Genomic DNA, 22,885 nt, shown 5'->3' with positions numbered 1-22,885 from the left:
TTTTCATTTATCGCTAAATAATGTTTCCATAAATTCTTTCCCGCGTATCAATCCGTATGCTCCCTTCGGAGATTCGAACTCATCGTAAACTTGTACACTGTCAGCTTCTCCGTTCGAACGGTATATAACAAACGGTATAGGCTTGTTTGTATGAGTTTTTATAGCACATGGGGTAGGGTGGTCAGGTAGAATAGCAATTGTTACAGGTTCGTCCCAGTCTTTTGTTGCTTCATATATTGTTTTTACAACACGATTGTCAAGATATTCGATTGTTTTAGTTTTCAGTTCATAATCTCCTTCATGCCCTGCCTCGTCGCTAGCTTCTATGTGTAGATATACGAAATCGTCTTTTTTAAGGGCTTCTATCGCAGCTTGCGCCTTTCCTTCATAGTTGGTGTCGTACAACCCCGTTGCTCCTTCTACGTGGATTAATTTAAGCCCTGCGTATACACCAATGCCCATGATTAAGTCTACAGCAGAAATCACCGAGCCACTTTTGATTCCGAACAGTTCTTGTAATGTCTGCATCTGCGGGCGGTAACCCGGAGACCATGGCCAAATACTATTTGCAGGATCTTTACCCTCTGCAATGCGCTTCTTGTTTACCGGATGGTCTTTGAGCAGTTCCTGAGATTTTAGAATGAGCTGATTCAGATAATCGGCTGTTTCTTGTGCTTCCGCTGTTTCCGCTTTTATTAAAACCTCCTTGTATGGTGTTCCTGTAACATCGTGGGGAGCAGTACAATCGAGATTCTTATTTCCGCCTTTTAGTTTTAAAAGATGACGGTATGAAACTCCCGGATAGAAGCTTACTTTCCCATCGTTTAGTTCTTTATCTAAGAAAAGAATCAATTCTTTGGCTTCTTCACTTGAAATATGTCCCGCTGAATGATTCTTTATTTTACCATCTTCCACACAGATCAGATTGCATCGCATAGCCATCTCTCCCGGCAGTATATCTACCCCCATGCTTGCTGCTTCGAGTGAACCTCTTCCTTCAAATACTTTGGGAACATCGTATCCCAGTACCGATAGGTTGGCAATCTCACTTCCGGGTTTGAAGCCCGCAGGGATTGTATCTAGTTCTCCACTTTTCCCTTTAGCTGCCAACATATCTATATATGGTTTTTTTGCAGCTTGTAACGGAGTCTTACCTCCAAGTTGGGCAATAGGTTCATCAGCAGCACCGTCTGCTAAAATTATAATTGTTTTCATTTAGGGTCTCCTTTCCTTCCCCTATTGTCTTGACGGGGGAGTTCGTTATGTTATAAGTTTAAATAAAATCTTGCTATTTGAAGTTACCTCACATTTGCAATGCTGATAATATCAGAGAATACCCCTGCTGCCGTGACACTTGCTCCCGCACCATATCCTTTTATTATCATCGGATACTCGTTATATCTTTCGGTCGTTATTTGTATAATGTTGTTGCTCCCTTCCAAATCGTAGAATGGATGGTTTTGCCCAACTTCCTGAAGCCCGACTTCACAGTGTCCGTTCTCGTATTTGGCTACAAATCGCAAATGCTTGTGTTCGTTTTCCAACTTTTTGCGCCTTTCTTCAAACTCGGCATCCTGATCTCTGATCGTAGCCCAAAACTCTTCTATTGTACCGTCAAAATACTCTTGAGGTATGAATAGATTCTTCTTAACTTCTGTTTGTTCTACTCGGTAACCAGCCTCTCGGGTTAAGATAACGAGTTTTCTTATAACATCCATACCGCTGAGATCGATACGAGGGTCAGGTTCGGAAAAACCGCACTCCTTAGCCATATAGATCGCCTTGCTGAAAGGTATATCGGCGCTGATTGTATTGAATATATAATTGAGTGTTCCCGAAAGTACAGCTTCTATTTTTACTATTTTATCTCCTGAGTTTACAAGAGAGTTCATCGTATTGATTACAGGAAGCCCTGCACCTACATTTGTCTCGAAAAGGAATTTAATATTTCTCTCACGAGCTGTATTCTTTAGTTTTATGTAATTGTCATAAGCCGAAGATGCAGCTACCTTGTTGGCTGTAACCACAGAAATACTATGCGAAAGAAGATCTCCGTATATCTGGGCAACGGTTTCGCTGGCAGTACAGTCTACAAATACTGCGTTGAATATATTCATGTTGAGGATCTCGTCTCTCAGAATTTCTGGAGAGCTTGGTATTCCTTTTTCGTCCAGTTCTTCTTTGTACTTATTCAGGTTAATCCCTTCACGACAAAATAAAGCTTTCTTTCCCCGGGCAATACCCACCACATTCAGCTTGAGGCTGTATTGCTCTATCAGCTTCGGTTGTTGCTGCCTGATTTGTTCAATCAAATTTCCTCCAACTGTACCAATGCCGACAATAAAGAGATTGAGTACCTTATAGTCGGACAAGAAAAACGAGTCGTGAATAGAGTTTAAAGCCTTCCTCAGATATTTATTCTTAATAACAAAAGATATATTTACCTCCGATGCACCCTGGGCACAAGCGATGACGCTAATACCGCTCTTACCTAATGTTTCGAATAGTCGGCCGGCAATTCCCGGAGTATACTTCATATTTTCGCCAACAATAGCTACTGTAGCAAGGTCTGTCTCCAGTTGTACACGGTTGATACTTCCCAATGCTATTTCTTTTGCGAACTCTTCTTCGAGAACATGTACTGCCAGTTCGGAGTCGGCAGTGCGTACCCCAATAGACGTGCTATTCTCGGATGATGCCTGAGATACTAAGAAAACACTGATACCATTATTTGCCAGAGCCCTGAATATTCGGTAGTTTACGCCGATAATACCTACCATTCCGAGTCCAAGAACTGTTATCAGACATGTGTCGGATATGGATGATATACCTTTTATCATCGCCTTTCCTTTCTTTATATCCCCGTCGTGAGAGATATAAGTTCCGGGAGCTTCGGGCTTAAAAGTATTTTTTATGCGAATGGGTATATTCTTGTGATAGACAGGGAAAATCGTTGGCGGATAAATTATTTTTGCCCCGAAATTACAAAGTTCTGTTGCTTCGGTAAATGTTAGGTTCTCTATCACATGAGCGCCATTGATTACCTTCGGGTCGGCAGACATAAAGCCGTCAACATCAGACCATATCTCTAATATATTAGCATCGAGTGCTGAAGCAAATATGGCAGCAGTATAATCTGACCCGCCACGCCCCAGATTGGTGATCTCTCCTGTTGTTTTGCATGTAGAAATGTATCCTGCAACAAGAATCCTTTTGGATGAGTTGTCAAAAGCATCTCTTATCAATTTGCTTGACAGTTCGATATCGGGTATATGTTTTCCGAACGAAGAATCTGTTTTTATTAATTGTGTGGCATCCAGAAAATCGAGATCGGAGAATGCAACGCTTATTATCAGCGACGACAAGCGTTCGCCATAGCTCACGATCTTATCCGATGTTTTTGCCGAAAGGTCGTTGATAAGAAATACTCCTTTGAATATATTACTCAACTCTTCCAATAGTTTATTCACATCCGCCTCTAACGAGGGGCGAGCCTCTTCCGGAATATCCAGCTTGCTGACTACAGTAATATGCTGCTCGATAATTTCACGAAACTCCCGTTCGTAGGAATAATCACCGGCTGCAGCCAGATTGGATATGAGCAACAATTTATCTGTGATTCCTTTAAAAGCAGAGACAACCACAACTATAGGCTCTTCTATTGTCCCTATTATCTTTTTTACATTCGCTATATTCGTAGCGGAACCTACGGATGTTCCGCCAAACTTCATTACTTTCATTCGCTATTATGGTCTTATTTACTTTTGTTTAGAGTTGAGAACTTATCTTGGTCTATTATAATTCGTTGAAGATGTTCATTATGACTAAGTTTAGGAACTCTAATGGCTCCTTGACTAGATTTCACAGTTTTTGCTGCTTTCTTCACGCGAGAAGTTCCCGTTGTTATTTGTGCAATTGCCTCGGCAAGGAGTGGTTCTGAAGTATCACCTAATTCAGTAAGTCCACCTATCCAATCTGATAGAAGAGGGCACTGAGTTTCAACTCTATTTCCGTTGTTATCATCATAATAAGCAGACTGCATCGTATATCCTTCCTCCCATTCAGAAACCTCAGAATCAGGTGTTAAACCATTAATATATTCACCTTTCCCATTTGCATCCGTAAGTCTGGAGATAAGAGGCTGTAGCTGCCATTTAATTCTCGAATTATCAGACTTGACGGTCATGGATGCTTTATCTTTCCCTACGGTTGTTGTTCCAATTTGGAAAACTGTCATATAAGGTTTTAAGCCATGTATAATCAACTCGCTGGCTGAAGCCGTATATTCAGTAGCAATCACGTATAGACGACTAAGGCTCAGTTGCGGGATTGATGTACTCGTGCCATATACTTTATCCAGAAAATACTCATTAAGGACATCATTACCATATTTTTTTACTATAGAGTCTTGGAAATGAGTGTTGTATTTTTCTTTTGCAAATATATTACTGGTTTTTCTGTTTGGAACCAAAGCACTAGCTAAATCCATAGCAGAGGTAAGATATCCTCCGGGATTGTAGCGAAGATCAAGCACAAAGTCTGTTATTCCTTGACTGTTTAATGATCGAATGCTTTCAATTAGTTCGATGTCATATTCGTAGTTGTTTTCGTCACTTTCATCAGCACTTCTTTCAAACCCGTTATACATCAAATATCCTATTTTAGTTCCGGGTATAACTTTACTTATGAATATTGGTGATTTTTTAGACTCTGCAGCCTGAAATGTTTCCAGCTTCACTTTTTCACCTTTATTATTATATATCCACAGGGAAAGTGATGTATTTTCTTTCAGGATAGTTGAATAGTTATCGTAGTTTACATCTGTATCATTCACTTTGTATATTACCTGACCTCTTCTTAGCCCTTTTTTATATGCATCGGACTCTTCGTAAACGTACACTATAAAGAATCCTATTGAAGTATTAGTACCTCCTGTTTGGTTAAGATATGGAAAATAATTCATTGGTATATATTCAAATCCTAGGTTTGCATCAGCATATAATGCCTTTGTTTTTTTAGAAGTGTCTTCTTCTATCCAGGAGAAACGGTCACCGTCAACCTTTCCATAATTATAGAGTATACCATAAAAGAATTTTTCAGGATCTTGCGTGTAGTCGGGGGATGAAGGCAAATTTGTATTCCAGAGGTACAAACTTTTCATCTTGTTGTAAGCCCACTGGTTTGTGAGTTCGTTGTCGGTTAATTCTTTGGGAGGAGTAATCGGATCTTCCTCTTCCTTATCTCTACATGCATTGAAAGATAATAGAATTATTGCTAATAAAAATATGCTTTTTGCTTTCATAAATGACAAAATAGTTAGCCTTGGGTGGATTTTTGTCCTCGAAAGGCAGAATTTTACAAATGTATGTATTTAATGGTTTCTTACAAAATTAATTCACCTTTCCCCTGACGAATTATTTCCGGCTCATCGCTTGTGCAATCTACGACTGTAGAGCCTTCTATACCTCCAAATCCGCCATCGATAACGATATCTATCTTCTCTTGATATTTCTCGTAGATGAGTTCGGGGTCGGTCGTATATTCAACCACTTCATCTTCGTCTTTCACCGAAGTGGTAAGTATTGGGTTTCCTAGGTTACGGACAAGCTCTCTTATTATGTTGTTATCAGGAATACGTATCCCCACCGTTTTTTTGTTTTTATATATCTTCGGTAGAGATGATGTTGTATTAAGTATAAATGTAAAAGGACCCGGTAAATTCTTCTTCATCAGTTTAAAAATAGCATTATCTACTTTTGCATATTCACTGATATTGCTTAAATCATAGCAAATGATAGAAAGATTACTCTTTGCCGGATTTATATCCTTCATCTTGCATATCTCTTCCACCGCGCGTACATTGAGCGCGTCACAGCCGATAGCATAAACTGTGTCTGTTGGGTATATAATTAGTCCGCCATCTTGCAAAACAGATACAACCCTGTCAATTTCTTTCTGATTGGGGTTTTGTTCGTATAATTTTATAAGCATGTCATCCTTTATATTTTTTTATTAAAATCAAAAGTAATGATTAATATGAAAAAACGGCCCATAAATAATTATTTATGGGCCGCTCGTCTATTTTATTGTTTTATCTGCTTATTTCTTCTCGATATAATCTTCAACAATTGCCTGAGTTAGACCCATATTAGAAAACCCTCCGTCGTGGAACAAGTTTTGCATCGTTACCATACGCGTCAAATCAGAGAACATGACAATACAGTAGTCGGCACAAGATTCTGCACTTGCATTTCCTAGAGGAGACATTTTTTCTGCAAAGTCGAAAAATGCATCCATTCCGCCAATACCTTGTCCGGCAGTAGTTAAAGTAGGCGACTGTGAAATTGTATTCACACGTACCTTCTTATCACGACCGTATATATAACCAAAGCTGCGACCGAATGACTCAAGCAATGCTTTTGCATCTGCCATATCGTTGTATCCGGTAAATGTACGCTGCGCAGCAATGTGAGTAAGAGCTACAACGGAGCCACCTTCTGCAATTGCATCCAGTTTTTTTGCTACCTGCATCATTTTGTGGAAAGAGATAGCTGAAATATCCAATGTTTTATCTAAAAATCCATAATCAAGGTCATCGTACTGTCTTCCTTTACGGAGGTTGAGCGACATACCAATTGAGTGAAGTACAAAATCAATTTTTCCGCCAAGGGCTTCCATAGACTGAACAAAGACTTGCTCAAGATCTTCTACGCTAGTTGCGTCAGCAGCAATAACCTTAGCATTCAGCTTTTCGCTCAAAGCCTTGGTCTCACCCATTCTTACAGCTATAGGAGTGTTTGACAATGTTATGATTGCACCTTGTTCTACAGCTTTCTCAGCTACTTTCCAAGCAATAGACTTCTCGTTTAATGCGCCGAAGACAATTCCTCTTTTGCCTTTTAATAAATTGTTACTCATGTTTATATCTATTTATTGATTATTAGCTACTTACAAAAATACGATGATAGCTTATAATAGTTTATCGCACAAAAATAGTAAAAATGTGCAATAATGAGATGCTATTTCATTTATTTTGTTTGATTATTTATCGTATCATCAGAATTTATAGCCTAATGTAAGGGTTGCATTACGATTGCGATACTTCATTCCATCATAGGCTGCAACGTTAAGCAATCCATGCTCATACCCTAAACCTACGACGATTTTTCCAAATTCAGCACTTACATTCAACCCCAAGCCCAAATCAAACCTTTTCAGTTGCTCGATAGCGTCTTTGGCATTTCCAAAGGTATCAAATTCTCGTTCGGTACTACCATCACCAAATACAGCTTTGTGTAATTTCTTTTTCGTTTTTCCACCTATTCCATATGCCATATAAGGTCCTGCTCCTATAACAACACCAAAGTTTTCGGAAACATTTACTTTATATGCAGCATATAAAGGCATTTGTATATATAGCTCATTGAAAGTATGAGTTGTTCCTCTACCATCACCTCCAATTGTTCTTCCGGCATCGAAATCGTCTATTTTAGACCCTTTGGCTGTGAAAGATAATCCTGACTGGATCAACCACTCTTGGGTAAGAGCATAATCTACTGTTGCTCCCACTTGGTATCCTATCTTTAATTTGGGATCAGCGTCTTTATTATCAATAGTAGCGTTAGACATATTAACCCCGGCCTTTATTCCGAATGTAAAAGGAGTTGTTTGTGCCATGGCATTTAAACCTGATAATAGAACCAATGTAAAGAAAAATAGTCTGTAATGTACTTTCATAATCTGATGTTAGTTAAGTGAAATATTTAATTTAAATGTTTTGCATTCGATTCAATAATTCTCCAGATCGATTTCCATAAAGTCTGAAACCTCTGTTTCCCATCTCTCTTTTACAAATTTTACATGCTCAGGATTATCGTTATATGTTTTATACGCTGTAGAATCGGCAAATTCCATATAAAAACAGAAGTTGAAATTCGTTTTTTTACTCACTTGACGGAATACCTGGAAATTTTTTACTTCGGGTATAGCTGTTAATATCTCTTTGCCTTCTTCCAAAAATTTAGCTGTTTTAGGATCATCTAACTCGTGTTTAAGATTAAAAACAACTACGTGTCTGATATTCGTATTCGTGCTTTCAGCTTCTTTCTTTTCTTGTTTACTCTTATCGGAGCAAGCATACAGAGGAAGGAATAGTAAAATGAGCAGAATCAAGTTTTTCATAAGCGAAGTGTTTAATAATTTAAGATATTACTAAAGTAAATAATTCTATGTAGGTCTTAATACAACCTTTTTAAAAGATCTTCTCTTTTCAATCTCTTTAATTCTTTTATGATTTGCGGACGGTAGCCTTTATCATACCAAAAGAAGAATTGACGTTGTGCCAATTTTTGTTCTTTTGTCCGTGCTGTATATATTTTTTCCAGCGTATATGGATGATAGCCTGTATAGTATATCTCTGTAGCTACGGTCATAGGAGATGGGGTGAAATCCTGTATTTGTTCCAGTTTGAACCCCAAAGGCTTCGTCGCAACGGCCAGCTCTGCCATATCTATCTCTGTACACCCGGGGTGTGAAGATATAAAATAAGGAATGAGCTGTTGCTTGAGTCCCGACTCTTTATTTATTTTCTCAAATATTTTCTGAAAAGTGTAAAACTGCTCAAAGCTCGGCTTGCGCATATAGCTGAGCACTTTGTCGGATGTATGTTCCGGAGCAACTTTAAGACGTCCTGATACGTGATTTACAATCAGTTCTTTGGTGTACTCTTCAGATATCTTATTTAGCCTATCATCTTCATTCCGATGCAGTAACATATCGTAACGTACCCCGCTACCAATAAATGATTTCTTTATCTTAGGTATTTTATCTACAGCCTTGTATATTTCTAAAAGATGAGAATGATCTACATTCAAATTCTTACATATTTTGGGATGAATACATGACGGGCGTTTACATTTTGCACAGATGTTTTCATCTTTACCTTTCATCTTATACATGTTTGCAGAAGGGCCTCCAAGGTCACTTAGGTAGCCTTTGAAATCGGGCATGTCTGTTATTTCCTTTACCTCTTTGAGTATAGATTCCTTAGATCGTGAAGCGATAAATTTACCCTGATGGGCTGATATGGTGCAAAATGCACAGCCTCCAAAACATCCACGGTGCATATTGACCGAGAATTTTATCATCTCGAAAGCCGGAATTGTCTTTCCCTTATATTTGGGATGGGGTAGGCGTGTATATGGAAGATCAAACGAAGCGTCCACCTCTTTTTCCGACATCGGAGGGTAGGGTGGGTTAATAATGACAGACTGCTCACCACATTTTTGAATGATGCGGGAAGCATTTATCATATTTGATTGTTCTTCTACAATCTTGAAGTTTTTTGCTTGGTTCAGTTTTTCTGACAAGCATTCTTCGTGTGAAAAAAGATAGATATCCTTTTCCTTTCCATCCGGCGTTTTGTCCAACAAATAAGCAGTCTGTGGAATATCTTTCAGGTCTTTTATCGATTTGCCGCTCTTTAGTTCCCCGATTATAGCTCTCAGAGGTAGCTCTCCCATTCCATATACCAACAGGTCGGCTTTGGAATCTACTAATATTGACTTATGAAGTTTATCGTCCCAATAATCATAATGTGTTACCCGGCGCAGTGATGCTTCTATCCCTCCTAGAAGGACAGGGATATCGGGGAAAATTTCTTTTAGAATATTGGTGTATACAATCGAAGGTCTATCTGGTCGCATGTCAGCTCTGCCATCGGGTGTATAAGCATCATCAGACCGTAGTCGTTTGTTTGCCGTATAATGATTGATCATCGAGTCCATTGCTCCGGCTGTTACTCCGAAGAAAAGGCGAGGCTTACCTAATTTTTTAAAATCACGCAAATCGTCCCGCCAGTTAGGTTGGGGTACGATTGCCACTTTTAGCCCCTCGGCTTCTAGAATGCGGCCGATCACAGCAGCTCCAAAAGAGGGGTGATCTATATATGCATCTCCCGAGAAAAGGATAACGTCGAGTTCATCCCATCCTCTGAGGTCAATCTCTTTTTTTGTTGTAGGTAACCAGTCAGTAAGACGATATTCTTTCATAATCAGATGCAAAGGTATTGTTTTTTTATAGTTGAGGTATTTTTAAGAATGATTCTTAACATTTTATTTATTCATCTTTATATCCCAGATAGCTTTATTTTCATTTTCTTGAAGAAAGGGAAATTGTCATCAAAAGAACACGATTCTTTCAGCTTTTATTATAGATAACATGGTCACAATAAATGAAATTTAGTATTTTAATGTTATCTATTTATTAAACATTATATCTTTGTTGTATGTTAATATTTGTAATGAAAAAAGTTTTATCCATATCATTTATCCTTGTTTTAATTCTTACGGCATGTTCTACTACCAAAAACATTCCGGACGGAAGCTATTTGTTGGATGATTTTACCATAAAGCATGATACAAAGAATGCAACTTCAGACTTGGAAGATTTTGTTCGGCAACAACCAAACACAACGCTCCCCCTTTTGGGAAAGGTAACCCTAAAAATCTACAATATAGCTGGGAGCGATTCTTCATGGATAAATAGGAATATCCGTAAACTAGGAGCACCTCCTGTAATATATAGCTCGGGGCAAACCTGGCAATCAAGGAACCAACTTCTTAAACAGTTGAATAACCAAGGATATTTGAATGCCGAGGCAGATACTATATTGAAGATAAAAGGGAAGAAAATATCTGTAACGTACGACCTTAAAGGAGGTAAACCCTATACTGTGCGTGACTATAAATATACACTTAGCGATACCACTATGACTCGCATTTTGACACGTATCCCAATGAAACCTTACATAACCTCTGGGGATATGTTTGATATGGAGCTCCTTGAGGAAGAAAGGCAAAGAGTGAATAGCATAATGCGAAATGTGGGTTATTATAACTTTTCGAAAGAATATCTCTATTTCAAAGTGGATTCTACACTCAACTCACATCAGGTAGATTTATTTCTGGATGTGTACCCTGCAAAAGATAGTTTACCTTACCCCCGTTATAAAATAAACAATGTAACGATAATATCCGGCTTAAATTCAACTGCTGATGCAAGAGGGCAAAATGATGGGTTGGTGAGTGCAAACAGGTGGTTTTTCAGGAATGCAGATACTGTGGACTATAAAGGAATAAAAATTATCAGGGGACGAAATAATTTTTTACGAAGTTCTACCATTGTTCGAAATAATTATCTGCGTAAAGGAAGCTACTTTTCAGACATGGCTCTGAATGGCACATACGAGGCATATACCAAAATGGGAGCAATAAAGCAGGCGAATATATCTGTATCTCCATCTCCGCAAGATAGCACCCATTTGCTGGATGCAACGATAGTCCTACTACCGGCTAATGCCCATTGGTTTAAGGCTGGACTTGACGGTACTAATTCGGCTGGAGATATTGGTATTGCGCCAAGTATAACATATCAACACCAGAATCTTTTTAATGGAGGAGAGCAGTTTAATATAAAACTGAAAGGAGCCTATGAATTTATTGCCGGCAAGGAGAAGAATGACTTGTTGAATCAAAACTTTTACGAGTATGGGATAGAGACCGGACTTACTTTTCCGATGTTCTTATTCCCTTGGTTGAAAAAGAGTTGGAGAGAACAGCCCTCCGCTTCTACCAGAGTTTCCGTTGGTCTTACCAATCAGCATCGTAAGGAATATACACGTCAGTTTTTCAATACCTCATTGAACTATGGTTGGTCTACATACAAAAATAGATTGCGGCACACTCTTGATCTGTTTGATATTAACTTCATGCGGATGCCTAGTATGTCTGACGATTTTAAAAAGTATCTTGACGATGACAAGAATGCCTTGCTACGAGAGAGTTATCGAGATCAGCTCGTTTCACGCATGGCATATAGCATTACGCTGGTGAATGCACGGCGATTGAATGCACTTTATCCGACATATGCTATTCGCAGTTCTATTGAATTTGCGGGAGGGTTGCCTCGATTTGTTACCACTCTGAATGGAGCAAAAGTTGATCAGGAAACAGGGCAGAAAAAGATATTGGGTGTTGCATACGCCGAATATATAAAAGGTAGTGTAGAATATTCCCGAACTTTTTATTTCTCAAAAATACATTCATTGGCTTATCGTGTCGGGCTCGGTTTAGCTCACCCTTACGGTAATTCGGATGTTTTGCCTTTCGAAAGGAGATTTTTTGCCGGTGGAGCAAATAGTATCAGAGGGTGGAGTACCCGATCTCTTGGCCCGGGATCTTATAGACGTGCTGAAAAAACAGAGAGTGATTTTGTAAATCAGACAGGAGATATGAAACTGGAGTTTAGTATAGAGAATAGATATAAGCTGACTCCTCTTTTCGAATTTGCTCAGTTTATTGATGCCGGTAATGTTTGGACTTTAAAGAATTATGAAACTCAACCCGGAGGGCAATTCCAGTTCAAGAACTTTTATAAAGAGATTGCGGTTTCGTACGGATTGGGTATTCGCTTAGATTTGAGTTTTCTGTTATTGCGTTTCGATACAGGGATGAAAGCTTATGATCCGGGGCTTTTACAGTCTGAACGATTTGTGTTGTTCAAGCCACGATTGAATCGCATGGCATGGCATTTTGGTATAGGATATCCATTCTAAATAATATATAAACAACAAAGCCAATCGTAACGGATTGGCTTTGTTGTTTATGTTCAGTCTTACGTATTAGTTATCTATTCCTTGAAATTTGAAAGGCTTGGCATCTACAAAATCTTTGATTGTATTTCCTGAATAGGAATTTCCGTTTACCAAATCCAGCATCTTTACCGGAGCTTTTTCCGAAAAATTTATGTCTTTGAAATCAACCCAAACAACATTGGGGTATAAAGTCGATTCGAAATAATACACTTTGTTCTTCTGATCCGAAACTGTTCTCCATCTTGTAGAAGAAATATTCGGCTCATTCGGTGTAGTTATGCCATAAGGAACAGAAGCGTTGCGAATAACACTAAATACACTGGCCACAGCGATACGTGTATCGTCTGTTTGAGGGATAGTGTTGATATAATAAGATGCTCTTACAAAACGGTCTGCTGCACGGTTTGTGCCGGGAAGGAATGTTAGTCCTCCAATATTTTTCCAGTAATCGTTTAATGCCAATTGCTGATCAAAAACAGGCGAATTGGTCATTACCTGATACGATCTGTCGTGGTGTATTTTCAATTCTCCGTTGATATACTCAAATATAGCATTATCGCCTGTGGCATCCGATATAGATAAGTGTAAAGTAGCCATACGAGAACCATCATGCATCATGTCGGATATGACTTCGAAATCTCTCTTCTCCATTGCTGTAACGGCTTCGCTTACTGTCCCGAAGTTGTCGAGCATATATTGCACCCAAGCGGCGATTGACAATGCAGGCTTCTTGCCGTCCCAATTCGGATACGAAGATTCAGCTAACCAAAGAAGATTGGCTACCAATCCCTTCTCATTCATGCCGTCGGTGCTACAGATATCATAGGCAGAGGCTATAACACTGCCATACTTTGAAGTCCATTTCATAGGGTTTTTGCCCACCTCGCCACTACGTTCCATTCCTCTTGGGAATATCCATAGGTTGCTACGGCTGTCCTCTTTCCAGTCCATAGAACGGGCTGTGAGGATCGTGTTGTTTGGGCCTTGATAAACAACTCGTGTACAAGCATCTATTCTGCCAAACTGAAGCGCAAGAATGAAGCTAAGAACAATACCAAACTTTTTCATAATTAGATTGAAGTTTATGAGTGAATTACTCTCTATTTAACAATTTAACTTAAATGAAAGTTTCGTATTATCCCTATTTTATCCTAGTGATCTTATGCTTTCTCTTTTTTGAACGATTTTTTTTGAGTGAATAGAAGTTATCGATCAAACTTCAACATTTCGCCTCTTACTTCGTTCACCACTCCGTTTTCGAATGCAATTTTTCCGTTCAAGAATGTTTTTTCTATCGTGGTAGACATTGTCTCACCCTCTAGTGGAGCCCATTTGCATTTATACAAAATATTATCTCGAGTAATCGTATATGGCTTATTGGGGTTTACGAGTACAAGGTCTGCAAAGTACCCTTTGCGGATGTATCCTCGTTTATATATTTGGAACATTATGGCAGGAGCATGACACATCTTATTTACAACCTGCTCTTTTGATATTTTGCCTTTTTTAGATAGTTCCAGCATCATCTGCAATGAGTGTTGAACCAATGGTCCTCCCGATGCTGCTTTCGAGGCTCCTCCTACTTTTTCTTCTATCAGATGCGGAGCGTGATCTGTTGCTATCACATCTAGCTTTCCTTTTAGCAGGCCTTGCATAAGAGCACCTCTGTCTTGCCTTGTCTTTACCGAAGGGTTCCACTTTATGCGCGTGCCGTACTTTGAATAGTCTTCGTCCGAAAACCAAAGGTGATGTACGCACACTTCTCCTGTTATTTTCTTTTCTGTAAGAGGTTTGATGTCAAACAAGCTGATTTCTTTCTCGGTGGAAAGGTGAAGAATATGCAGACGGGTCTGATACTTATCCGCTAATTCGATGGCTTCGGCAGAAGAGCGATAACATGCCTCTGCGCTACGGATGAGCGGGTGGTACTGAATTGGTATATCTTCGCCGAATTCTGCTTTATATTTTGCCAGATTTTCTCTGATGATCTCTTCTTTTTCGCAATGTGTAGCAATGAGCATATCTATTTCGGCAAAAATAGCTTGTAATACTTTCTTATCATCTACAAGCATATTGCCGGTTGACGATCACATAAAGACTTTTACACCACACACTTCTTTTTGGTTTACCTTCTTTAGCTCGGCGAGGTTGTCGTTTGTAGCACCCATATAGAAGGAGTAGTTTGCGTAGGACTTTTGTGCGCCTATCTCAAACTTTTGTTCTAGTAATTCTATGGTTGTCGTTTGCGGGTTTGTGTTTGGCATTTCCATAAATGACGTTACTCCACCTGCTATCGCAGCACGGCTTTCGCTCGCAATATCTCCCTTGTGAGTTAGTCCCGGCTCACGAAAGTGCACCTGATCGTCTATTACTCCCGGAAGCAACCATAAGTCTTTGGCGTCTATTACTGTTGCTTTGTTGAGAATTGTTTCAGGAACTTCTTCCGATCTATATATTTCAGATATAATGTCTTTTTCTATCAATACGGAGCCTACAAATGAAGTTCCTTCGTTGATAATGGTGGCTTTATGTATTAGTATCATATTGGAGATATTTCTTGCAAAGATAAGAAAAAGGAATATTATTGAAAGGAAGTTGCAAATTACTATCAGTGAAATAAATCGTAATAGAATTTAGATTATGCGATGGAGGTAAGGGGTATGTGTATTTTATTAGCTATTCTGATTTTTCATAGTTTGGAATATAGCCTTTTGCAACTTGCGGAGTGTGATACTCATTTTTTTTTAAAGAATTTATTTATGATTAATAAAGCTCATAATATCAGTTTATTACCATTTATAAGAATGTCTTCTAGTGAAACTTATAGCATTTGCAAAATATTGATAAATGCGTGGCAATTTGATGTTTGATTATCTCATGAAAAGAGTTTATTGAAAAAAGGACTGTGCCGTTGCTCTGCAAAATCTAACAGTTTTCTGAACGTTAATACTTCTAAATGCAAATTTTCTCCTTCCGTAATTTTGAAAAATGAGCCAAATGGTGTCTTTTTCCATCCTTTTCTAAGATTATATTCTTCTAAACTTTTAGGTATAACATCAACCACGATATAGCCAAACTTAGGGGTCGTTTGTTTTACAATAACCTGCTTCCCTTTATAATTCCGTTTGTCTTCTGTATATAAAAAATCATCAAAATATTTTTCAACCAACTCTGAGAACTCCCAACGATAATCAGTTTTTCTTTTTTGATGAGCAGTTTCTCCTGGTCTTTTAAATTCAAAAATAACCATGGAGGACACCTCTCCTGCATTGCTTGCTCCAAAGCAAATTGGATTGTCAAACATTAATAAATCAGGTTCTTTCCTGCTCTTTTTCTGGGAAACTGATGTTATAGATTTATCTGATGCAATAAAATGATAATTTACAAATCTTTCATCTAATAACCACAGATTATGTGCTTCGTATGACGCTTCACTATTAAATATTCCCATCGGAAATATCAAATTATGGATATCTTCTTCTAATTTATAATCACCACCTTCATCTGCTTCTAAGAATTTATCAAATAGATTGATTACTGCTTTTCTTCGTATCATATAGTCTGCTAAGCTATCTGAATCATAAGCTGTTTTCTCTTTTATTTGTTCTTTAATATCTTCAATACTTGCTTCTGAAATATTTTTATTAGCAACAAAATTTTGGATATTTTTTTCAAGTCTTCTACGTTCATCATATGATATTTTGTATAGATATTCTTCTTTTTTATCATCAGATAAACCAAAAGGAATTGATTTTATTAATGACTCATTTTTGAGCAAACTTCTATAACGAGGAGCAGAATTTATAACATAATCTTCTATTTCTTTAATGTTTTTTGTTTTTGCATCTTTAATGAAATCACTATACTCTTCTTCTAAAATAGAAGACAAAATTTGTTCTATTTCTTGAAAAGATGGCTGATTATCTCCAAATATATTGTTTCCTCTCTCCATAGGTATTTTAAACCCATTTCTTGTGCGATATGCAGTTTTATCAAGATAATCAGATACAACATATACATCAATAAAATATGAGTTTCCATTCACTGTTAGAGGAAAGCTGAATAAGCTATTTACATTTGCTATGTTTCGACCATTATTGACAACTCTTGAATTGGCACAGTAGTGTATATAGTGATTTTTTCGATTCCTACCCTTCAATGTTTTTAGGATGTATGCCTTGAATGAATAATTGTCAATTGTAAAATCTCTTTCTCTTTCTTTCGATACCTTATCAAACAATTCATTAATAACTTCTCCTTTAATTTCTTCACCGTCAATATCTAACAACTCTATCCGAGGGAAATCATTGCACAGATAATATATAAGACAATGATTCATTATTGAAGTAGATATTTCTTCTAACGTTTTGGCTGTTTTTTCTTTTATAACAGGATTAAAACAACCAATTAAACTAACAGATGTCTTATTTTCCTTTAATTTAGATTCTTCAATAGTTTTTTTTACAATTTCATTGCAGGCATCAAATTCAAAGCTCCTATCCATCCACTTCCCATTTTCAAAAAAGTTGCTCTCTACTTTGATTTTCTCAAATGCAGCTAATGCAGTAAAGCGACCAACGCCTTTACATCCAAAAGATTTATTTACTTTACTAAATGGAGTTTCAAATGATTGAAAATTTTCCTCATTAAATCCTTGTCCGTTATCTGTTACGACAATATCTTTTATCATTTTAGACCCCGTGATATCAGGTTCTGTAGGTAAGGCACCTCGTATTATTTTTATCTGAATTTTTCTTTCACCAAGAGGTATATTGCCTTTCTTTAACGCAATGATAGAATTTACGACACATTCATAAAGTGGCAGAAGTGCGTCATTTGGAGTTAGGTCAACAGATTCAACAATATTTTCAACAGGTACTTCCATTACATTTATATAATTTTATGTGTTTTCAAAGTTAGCACATTACCTTTAATTTCATATTATAGATAAAGAAATATACTATTTATACCTTTCATAGCACCTCATCACTTGTATCATTCCAAACATACAGCTTTTACGAGTTCTGAAACCATTATCATTTAACGTTGAGGTTATCTCATTCCATGTTTTACTATTACATAGAGGCACCATAAAAGATACAAAAAAAAAGAGATTAGAGTAATTACAAACTACCCTAATCTCTTTTTTATTTGTTTTTATAACCTTTTACAACGTGTGGAGCTTAATACTCATCCTCGTTAAAAAAGAAATCTTCTTTGCTTGGATAATCAGGCCAGATGTCTTCGATGGTATCAAAGATTTCATCTTCATCCTCAATTTCCTGTAGATTTTCTATTACTTCAAGAGGTGCACCCGAACGTTGGGCATAGTCAATCAACTCCTCTTTTGTTGCAGGCCATGGTGCATCTTCTAGTTTAGATGCCAATTCTAGTGTCCAGTACATAATATTTTTATTTATTTTTATTTTTTGCCAGTTTGCTTATATTTTCCGCAAAAATATAACAATATTTCTTATATCAAAGCCTGATTCCAAAATATTTCATTTCCTTTCTTATTGCTCTCTTTTCTAGCGAGTAAGAAAAAGTAGTCGGAGAGCCTGTTTATGAACATTAAGACCAGATCATCCACCGGATATTCTTCCTTCACTTTGTATACGCAACGCTCAGCACGTCGGCAAACGGTACGGCAGATATGTGCCCGTGCAGCCGATTCGCTTCCTCCCGGTAAGACAAATTGCCTCAACTGAGGTAGCTCGCTATCCATCCTGTCCATTTCATTCTCGAGGGTGGCTATATCTTTGTCTGTAATGATGCTGGCTGCTTTGGGTGGCATGGCTTCTGTCTCCGTTGCCAGATAAGATCCTACAGTAAACAACTTATGCTGAATAAAAGATAATATTTTCAAGTCGTGCTCATCTTCTATCTTTTCTGTAAGAAACCCGACAAACGAATTGAGCTCATCCGTCGTACCATATGCATCAAGCCTCACATGAGCCTTTATCACACGTTTACCTCCTACAAGGGAAGTTGTTCCTTTGTCTCCGGTTTTCGTATATATGCCACTTTTCTTCATTTTCGTTTAGTTTAAAAACTGATTTTATATTCCCATCGGTAAAGAGTATTGTCAAAAAATACAATACCAATGTTGAATAAGTCCAGTATTACTGTTCTGCTATCCATGCTTGCGATGCATTTCCATAACGCTTGGTTGCGTCTATTTGTTCTTATGCCTCTTACAATTATAAATGTTTTTTCGTGACAAATATCATCCAAGTATCTACAAACATCTGATGGTAAGAGACTATAGTTGTTTAAATCGATAAGAATACAGTCTTGCTTTTCTTGTAGTTCGGGTAGCTGTGGATTCGTCAATAACTCTATATTTCTGTTCCATTCACTGTATAAACGTTTGGCAATACTATATTTTCTCTCGCTTGTTTCTATACTTATACACTTTGTATTGCTCGATGGTGCCGTCATACAAAGTGTATTCACTCCATATCCTGCACCTATTTCGAGTATTCTCTCTGCATTGAAATAATTAACCAATCGAAATAAAAGTAAGTTGTACTTCTTCAAGTGCAAAAAAACATAAGGATCTATAATGGTTCTTATATCATCATAGATATGATAAGGTGTTTTTTCTTCAATTACTTTATTTATCAGGTTGAAAACAAAGGGAGAATGTATACCATGACCTCTATGATGGCGTATCTTATAAAGTATTTTTAACCCTGCTTTCGAGAGCTTGTATATGCGTGGCATATCAGAATAGCTTGACGTAATAGGTTAACTTACCGTAAATAACTCTGTTTGCCGATCTGGAAAAGTAGTCGGCCTTGCTGCTTTTATAAATATCTCCTAATCCGAAAGAGTATCTTCCTTCCAAAGCAAAATTACCGATACCCGTACGGAATTCTAGTCCGAGACCTGCCATTAAGGCATAATCGATTTTATTCTCAGCCATACGATAATATTGGTTGGTTTCGAATGACGGAGAAACTCCGCTAGCCAAATAGTTTTCGAGTTTGTCGTTTATTTTCTCACTGTCACTTATCAGAAATCCAATTTTAGGTCCCAGATTGAAAAAGAAGCGTACTTTGTTTCCGAAGTAGATATGCGTGAGTACGGGTAATTCAAAATAATTTAATTGGTGAGAATGTTCAAAACCTAAATTTGCAAATGCGTCATTCTTGCTGAAATTTTGTTCCCAACCTTCCTGACTATAGTTGAGCTCAGCAATGATACCGATGTTTTTTTCAGAGATGTATCGTATAGCTATACCTCCGTGATACTGCATCTGGTTTTTTGTCGAAATGCGCATCTTGTTGGCGTTTTCAGAGTTTGGGACGGATTGAAAATCCACAGATGAAAATGTGGGTCCGAATCCTACGCCTATGTTCCACTCAGGTTTGAAGTCTTTATTTTGTCCATACATAAATGAACCAAAAATAAAAGGTAGAAGCAATAATAATAAATATCTATTTACCATTTAATCAGTGATATCTATTTTTTCGAGACTGGAATTATCTTTATAGTGGATAAAGTATATACCGTTGTTTACATACCCTCCATTTTTTTCATTTACTTTTTCGAAGTAAATGCAAGACTGTAATGTAGGTACATTTATTTTGGATATATTATCTTCGAAAGAACTTCCATACTGTTTTAGTGCAGTTAAGAAGTAAAGACCTGTATCATATCCAAGATATCCCCATTTAGGGAACGAGTTAATCAGATTCTTATTGTACCACTGTTTGTAGTCATCCGCAAAGTTTTGCACAGCATTTTGCTGTTCGTTGAGGAAGAATATACTGTAAATGTACGCATCATATTTATGGAGATTTTCTACCTGACTGTTATACACCTGCCATTCGGGATAACCAAAGAGGCTGAACGAGGTATCATTCGAAACATTCAGCACTGCTGTTATTCTTCTTAATGTTGCTTCGGAAGAAGATGTCGGTACGATTATATTGTTTGTAGCATTTGTAGCAGCTTTGAGGTCTTCGCCCAAATTGCTCGATTTTGTGATTGTCTTTGATGGAATTCCCGCCTTGCTGAGGCTTTTCTTTAGATCGTTTACAAAATCTATTTTATCATTATTTGAGCCATCTTCCGACACGAAGATTATATTGTAATTTCTGAATCTTTTTACAAAAGCAGAAGTCACTTCAGGATACAATGATGAATGCGATGACGTCATTTGGAATAGCAGAGGTGTGCCTGTAATCTCGCTCGAAGAGCCAAAAGGTATCACATACTTTATGCCTGTTTTCTTAGAGAATTTGACTAAGGCGTCTATCTGTTGTTTCGATACTCCTCCTATAATGAGGTGCATGTTTTTCATCTCATTTGTTTCCAAGAGGCTTTCAAGTCTTTTGGTGTTTTTTTCAGAACCAGTATCGAATGTATATATCTCAGCATTCAGTCCCTTGCTTTTCAGGTCTTTCACTGCCAGTAAGAACCCTTCGTAGTACTCGGCAAGCTTGTCTTTCGATATACTTCCGCTGTTGTCTGTGAATGGCAAGAGAATACCTACTCTTACGGTTTCGCCTTTCGTAGCACGAGGAGCTTCGCTTTTTCGGGTGTTGTTTGTTTGCGATAAGTTGTTTTTAGATGTGGCTTCACCGGTAGGTATGATTATTGTCATACCGTTTCTTAATCCCTCTGTTCTGAGTGATGGATTGGCATCCAATAAAGCTTCAACGCTTACATTGTTTGCTTTTCCAATGCTATATAGTGTTTCTTTCTTTTGTACCTTATATTCTTTGTTTGACCTGCTTGCAGCTTGTCCGGCATAGTTTGAAGTAGAAGAGCTTCCTCCAAACATCGGAATTCGGATGGTCTTACCTATGCTGAAAGTACTTTCAGTAAGTCCGGGGTTTGCATTTTTCAGGTCATCTACCGATATTTTATAGAGGCGTGAAACCGAAAACAGCGTCTCTTTTGCTTCTATCAGGTGGTTGCTGTAACTTGCTACGGCTTTCGCTTTCGATAGCAGAAGTTTGTCACCAGCTTTAATGCCTTGTTCGGCCTTGGGGTTCAACTTATATATTTGCTGTACGGAAGTATTATGTGCGGCAGCAATAGAATATACAGTCTCTCCTTTGGCTACAGTATAAGTGGTAATTTCATCCTTCGGTGTTTGAGTAACGGAAATTGATGTATTATATGCATACGAAAGGCTTGAATGACAAGCTATCAGTATGAATGATAAAAATAATATAAGCTTCAATTTCATTTCTAAATATTGTTATATGGTTAATCGCAAAAGTACAAAAAAATGAATGTTATCTTGTTATTTCCTGTCGTGATGTTTATTATGAATTAATTTTCTAACATTTATTAGGCTTCAGGGTTGCTTGTAGAAGCGTTTCTACAACGGTTCTAATTTTTGTATAGTTCTTTAAAGTTTAATTATTTATATTTTTCCCAAAGTCCCGAATATACAATCTCCCGGCAGTTATCTATAAATTCAGACATATTGTCTTCATTCAAATCTTTTGTCGAGATCGGCTCGTGTATTATCAGTTCCAGTTTACAAGGGTTCAGGAAATATGTATTTATTTTCATCAGGTCGTAAGGTCCGTTTACGGTTACAGGAACAATCTCCAGATTCATTTCTTTGGCAATAATGAAAGCCCCCCTTTTAAATCGTCCCATCTTACCTGTTTTTGTGCGTGCACCTTCGGGAAAGATCACCATCGATGACCCTTCTTTCAATTCAGCTTCAGCCTTTACTATCGTATCTTTCATCGATTTGAGGTTGGACTGATCTACGAATACATGCCCTGCAATCTCGGATGCTTTTCCTACAAAAGGAAGTTTACGCAGTTCTTGTTTTTGAACCCATTTTATATTTTGATTCAGATACCCGTAGATCAGGAATATATCGAAAGCCCCTTGGTGGTTTGGTACGAATATATATGATTTGTTTGGATCCAGTTTCCCGTTTCTGACAACATTTATTTTACACAGAGCAAGTCTGCAAGCAAGTTTAGACCAATATTTCGGAGGATAGTACCCCCAGAAAGTCCTGTTGCCGACAAGACATCCGATCATGACGGTTACGGCCGTGACAATAGTAGCTAAGATGAAGATAGGAGCAAAAATAAATAGCTCATAGAGGAATAGAACAATTTTTTTCATACTCAAAATATTCCGTTTGTAATACAAAAATACATTATTTAATTTGAATACATTTTTCATCATGAGTAGTTAATCCTATTTATTTAAGAATATAAATGCAAAATTCTTGTTATCTTTGAT

General features: G+C 37.6%; 17 protein-coding genes and 1 pseudogene. 1 reads left to right on the top strand and 17 read right to left on the bottom strand.

Annotated features, from left to right (window positions below; all coding sequences use genetic code 11):
* Positions 1–3 precede the first annotated feature (3 nt).
* The 8 genes from LDB17_RS11505 to LDB17_RS11470 form a co-directional block, all read right to left on the bottom strand.
* Positions 4–1,215 (bottom strand): cofactor-independent phosphoglycerate mutase, encoded by a 1,212-nt coding sequence (locus tag LDB17_RS11505; protein ID WP_252637812.1) that lies wholly within the window; start codon positions 1,213–1,215, stop codon positions 4–6.
* A gap of 83 nt (positions 1,216–1,298) precedes the next feature.
* Positions 1,299–3,740, bottom strand: a complete 2,442-nt coding sequence (gene thrA / locus LDB17_RS11500; protein ID WP_252637811.1) for a bifunctional aspartate kinase/homoserine dehydrogenase I — start codon at positions 3,738–3,740, stop codon at positions 1,299–1,301.
* A gap of 14 nt (positions 3,741–3,754) precedes the next feature.
* A complete protein-coding gene (locus LDB17_RS11495) occupies positions 3,755–5,302 on the bottom strand; it encodes a S41 family peptidase (RefSeq protein ID WP_252637810.1) in 1,548 nt (515 codons plus the stop codon).
* 80 nt (positions 5,303–5,382) lie between these two features.
* Positions 5,383–5,991 (bottom strand): L-threonylcarbamoyladenylate synthase, encoded by a 609-nt coding sequence (locus tag LDB17_RS11490; RefSeq protein ID WP_252637809.1) that lies wholly within the window; start codon positions 5,989–5,991, stop codon positions 5,383–5,385.
* A gap of 108 nt (positions 5,992–6,099) precedes the next feature.
* Positions 6,100–6,918 (bottom strand): enoyl-ACP reductase, encoded by an 819-nt coding sequence (locus LDB17_RS11485; RefSeq protein WP_006841656.1) that lies wholly within the window; start codon positions 6,916–6,918, stop codon positions 6,100–6,102.
* A gap of 138 nt (positions 6,919–7,056) precedes the next feature.
* On the bottom strand, positions 7,057–7,737 hold the full coding sequence (locus LDB17_RS11480) for a porin family protein (RefSeq protein WP_252637808.1): 681 nt from the start codon (positions 7,735–7,737) through the stop codon (positions 7,057–7,059).
* A gap of 51 nt (positions 7,738–7,788) precedes the next feature.
* Positions 7,789–8,181, bottom strand: a complete 393-nt coding sequence (locus LDB17_RS11475; protein WP_252637807.1) for a Dabb family protein — start codon at positions 8,179–8,181, stop codon at positions 7,789–7,791.
* Between the two features lie 56 nt (positions 8,182–8,237).
* Positions 8,238–10,049 (bottom strand): YgiQ family radical SAM protein, encoded by a 1,812-nt coding sequence (locus LDB17_RS11470; protein ID WP_252637806.1) that lies wholly within the window; start codon positions 10,047–10,049, stop codon positions 8,238–8,240.
* A 251-nt stretch (positions 10,050–10,300) separates the two neighbouring features.
* Between LDB17_RS11470 and LDB17_RS11465 the strand changes: the two genes are divergently transcribed.
* On the top strand, positions 10,301–12,613 hold the full coding sequence (locus LDB17_RS11465) for a BamA/TamA family outer membrane protein (protein ID WP_252637805.1): 2,313 nt from the start codon (positions 10,301–10,303) through the stop codon (positions 12,611–12,613).
* 66 nt (positions 12,614–12,679) lie between these two features.
* Here LDB17_RS11465 and LDB17_RS11460 read toward each other — a convergent pair whose 3' ends face one another.
* The 9 genes and pseudogenes from LDB17_RS11460 to LDB17_RS11420 all read right to left on the bottom strand — a co-directional run bounded on the left by LDB17_RS11460 (position 12,680) and on the right by LDB17_RS11420 (position 22,765).
* Positions 12,680–13,720, bottom strand: coding sequence for a linear amide C-N hydrolase (locus tag LDB17_RS11460; protein ID WP_252637804.1), 1,041 nt, complete (start codon positions 13,718–13,720; stop codon positions 12,680–12,682).
* 137 nt (positions 13,721–13,857) lie between these two features.
* A pseudogene (locus LDB17_RS11455) lies at positions 13,858–15,195 on the bottom strand (dihydroorotase).
* Positions 15,196–15,527: 332 nt separating this feature from the next.
* The gene (locus LDB17_RS11450; protein ID WP_252637802.1) at positions 15,528–17,537 is read right to left on the bottom strand and encodes a hypothetical protein; all 2,010 of its coding nucleotides are present in this window, start codon (positions 17,535–17,537) and stop codon (positions 15,528–15,530) included.
* A gap of 298 nt (positions 17,538–17,835) precedes the next feature.
* Positions 17,836–18,057, bottom strand: coding sequence for a DUF2795 domain-containing protein (locus LDB17_RS11445; RefSeq protein WP_006800744.1), 222 nt, complete (start codon positions 18,055–18,057; stop codon positions 17,836–17,838).
* 68 nt (positions 18,058–18,125) lie between these two features.
* Positions 18,126–18,686 (bottom strand): cob(I)yrinic acid a,c-diamide adenosyltransferase, encoded by a 561-nt coding sequence (locus LDB17_RS11440; protein ID WP_006841663.1) that lies wholly within the window; start codon positions 18,684–18,686, stop codon positions 18,126–18,128.
* Between the two features lie 11 nt (positions 18,687–18,697).
* The gene (locus tag LDB17_RS11435) at positions 18,698–19,378 is read right to left on the bottom strand and encodes a class I SAM-dependent methyltransferase (protein WP_252637801.1); all 681 of its coding nucleotides are present in this window, start codon (positions 19,376–19,378) and stop codon (positions 18,698–18,700) included.
* A gap of 1 nt (position 19,379) precedes the next feature.
* Positions 19,380–20,105, bottom strand: coding sequence for a porin family protein (locus tag LDB17_RS11430; protein ID WP_252637800.1), 726 nt, complete (start codon positions 20,103–20,105; stop codon positions 19,380–19,382).
* Positions 20,106–21,857: a LysM peptidoglycan-binding domain-containing protein gene (locus LDB17_RS11425; protein ID WP_252637799.1), complete on the bottom strand. Its 1,752-nt coding sequence runs from the start codon at positions 21,855–21,857 to the stop codon at positions 20,106–20,108. It abuts the gene before it with no gap.
* Positions 21,858–22,033: 176 nt separating this feature from the next.
* Positions 22,034–22,765, bottom strand: a complete 732-nt coding sequence (locus LDB17_RS11420) for a 1-acyl-sn-glycerol-3-phosphate acyltransferase (protein WP_252637798.1) — start codon at positions 22,763–22,765, stop codon at positions 22,034–22,036.
* Positions 22,766–22,885: the final 120 nt, after the last annotated feature.

This window comes from Dysgonomonas sp. Shenzhen-Wh21, assembly GCF_043392705.1.
GTDB lineage: Bacteria > Bacteroidota > Bacteroidia > Bacteroidales > Dysgonomonadaceae > Dysgonomonas.
Note: the sequence above shows the minus strand (reverse complement) of the source record. Positions and strands in the feature narration are given on the sequence as shown.

What these genes read in the sequence shown, in the direction of transcription:
- LDB17_RS11470 (WP_252637806.1), bottom strand. Translation starts at nt 10,049, where the DNA reads ATGAAAGAATATCGTCTTACTGACTGGTTACCTACAACAAAAAAAGAG.
- LDB17_RS11420 (WP_252637798.1), bottom strand. Translation starts at nt 22,765, where the DNA reads ATGAAAAAAATTGTTCTATTCCTCTATGAGCTATTTATTTTTGCTCCT.
- LDB17_RS11445 (WP_006800744.1), bottom strand. Translation starts at nt 18,057, where the DNA reads ATGTACTGGACACTAGAATTGGCATCTAAACTAGAAGATGCACCATGG.
- LDB17_RS11435 (WP_252637801.1), bottom strand. Translation starts at nt 19,378, where the DNA reads ATGCCACGCATATACAAGCTCTCGAAAGCAGGGTTAAAAATACTTTAT.
- LDB17_RS11450 (WP_252637802.1), bottom strand. Translation starts at nt 17,537, where the DNA reads ATGGAAGTACCTGTTGAAAATATTGTTGAATCTGTTGACCTAACTCCA.
- LDB17_RS11475 (WP_252637807.1), bottom strand. Translation starts at nt 8,181, where the DNA reads ATGAAAAACTTGATTCTGCTCATTTTACTATTCCTTCCTCTGTATGCT.
- LDB17_RS11480 (WP_252637808.1), bottom strand. Translation starts at nt 7,737, where the DNA reads ATGAAAGTACATTACAGACTATTTTTCTTTACATTGGTTCTATTATCA.
- LDB17_RS11490 (WP_252637809.1), bottom strand. Translation starts at nt 5,991, where the DNA reads ATGCTTATAAAATTATACGAACAAAACCCCAATCAGAAAGAAATTGAC.
- LDB17_RS11485 (WP_006841656.1), bottom strand. Translation starts at nt 6,918, where the DNA reads ATGAGTAACAATTTATTAAAAGGCAAAAGAGGAATTGTCTTCGGCGCA.
- LDB17_RS11430 (WP_252637800.1), bottom strand. Translation starts at nt 20,105, where the DNA reads ATGGTAAATAGATATTTATTATTATTGCTTCTACCTTTTATTTTTGGT.
- thrA (WP_252637811.1), bottom strand. Translation starts at nt 3,740, where the DNA reads ATGAAAGTAATGAAGTTTGGCGGAACATCCGTAGGTTCCGCTACGAAT.
- LDB17_RS11465 (WP_252637805.1), top strand. Translation starts at nt 10,301, where the DNA reads ATGAAAAAAGTTTTATCCATATCATTTATCCTTGTTTTAATTCTTACG.
- LDB17_RS11425 (WP_252637799.1), bottom strand. Translation starts at nt 21,857, where the DNA reads ATGAAATTGAAGCTTATATTATTTTTATCATTCATACTGATAGCTTGT.
- LDB17_RS11460 (WP_252637804.1), bottom strand. Translation starts at nt 13,720, where the DNA reads ATGAAAAAGTTTGGTATTGTTCTTAGCTTCATTCTTGCGCTTCAGTTT.
- LDB17_RS11495 (WP_252637810.1), bottom strand. Translation starts at nt 5,302, where the DNA reads ATGAAAGCAAAAAGCATATTTTTATTAGCAATAATTCTATTATCTTTC.
- LDB17_RS11505 (WP_252637812.1), bottom strand. Translation starts at nt 1,215, where the DNA reads ATGAAAACAATTATAATTTTAGCAGACGGTGCTGCTGATGAACCTATT.
- LDB17_RS11440 (WP_006841663.1), bottom strand. Translation starts at nt 18,686, where the DNA reads ATGAAGAAAAGTGGCATATATACGAAAACCGGAGACAAAGGAACAACT.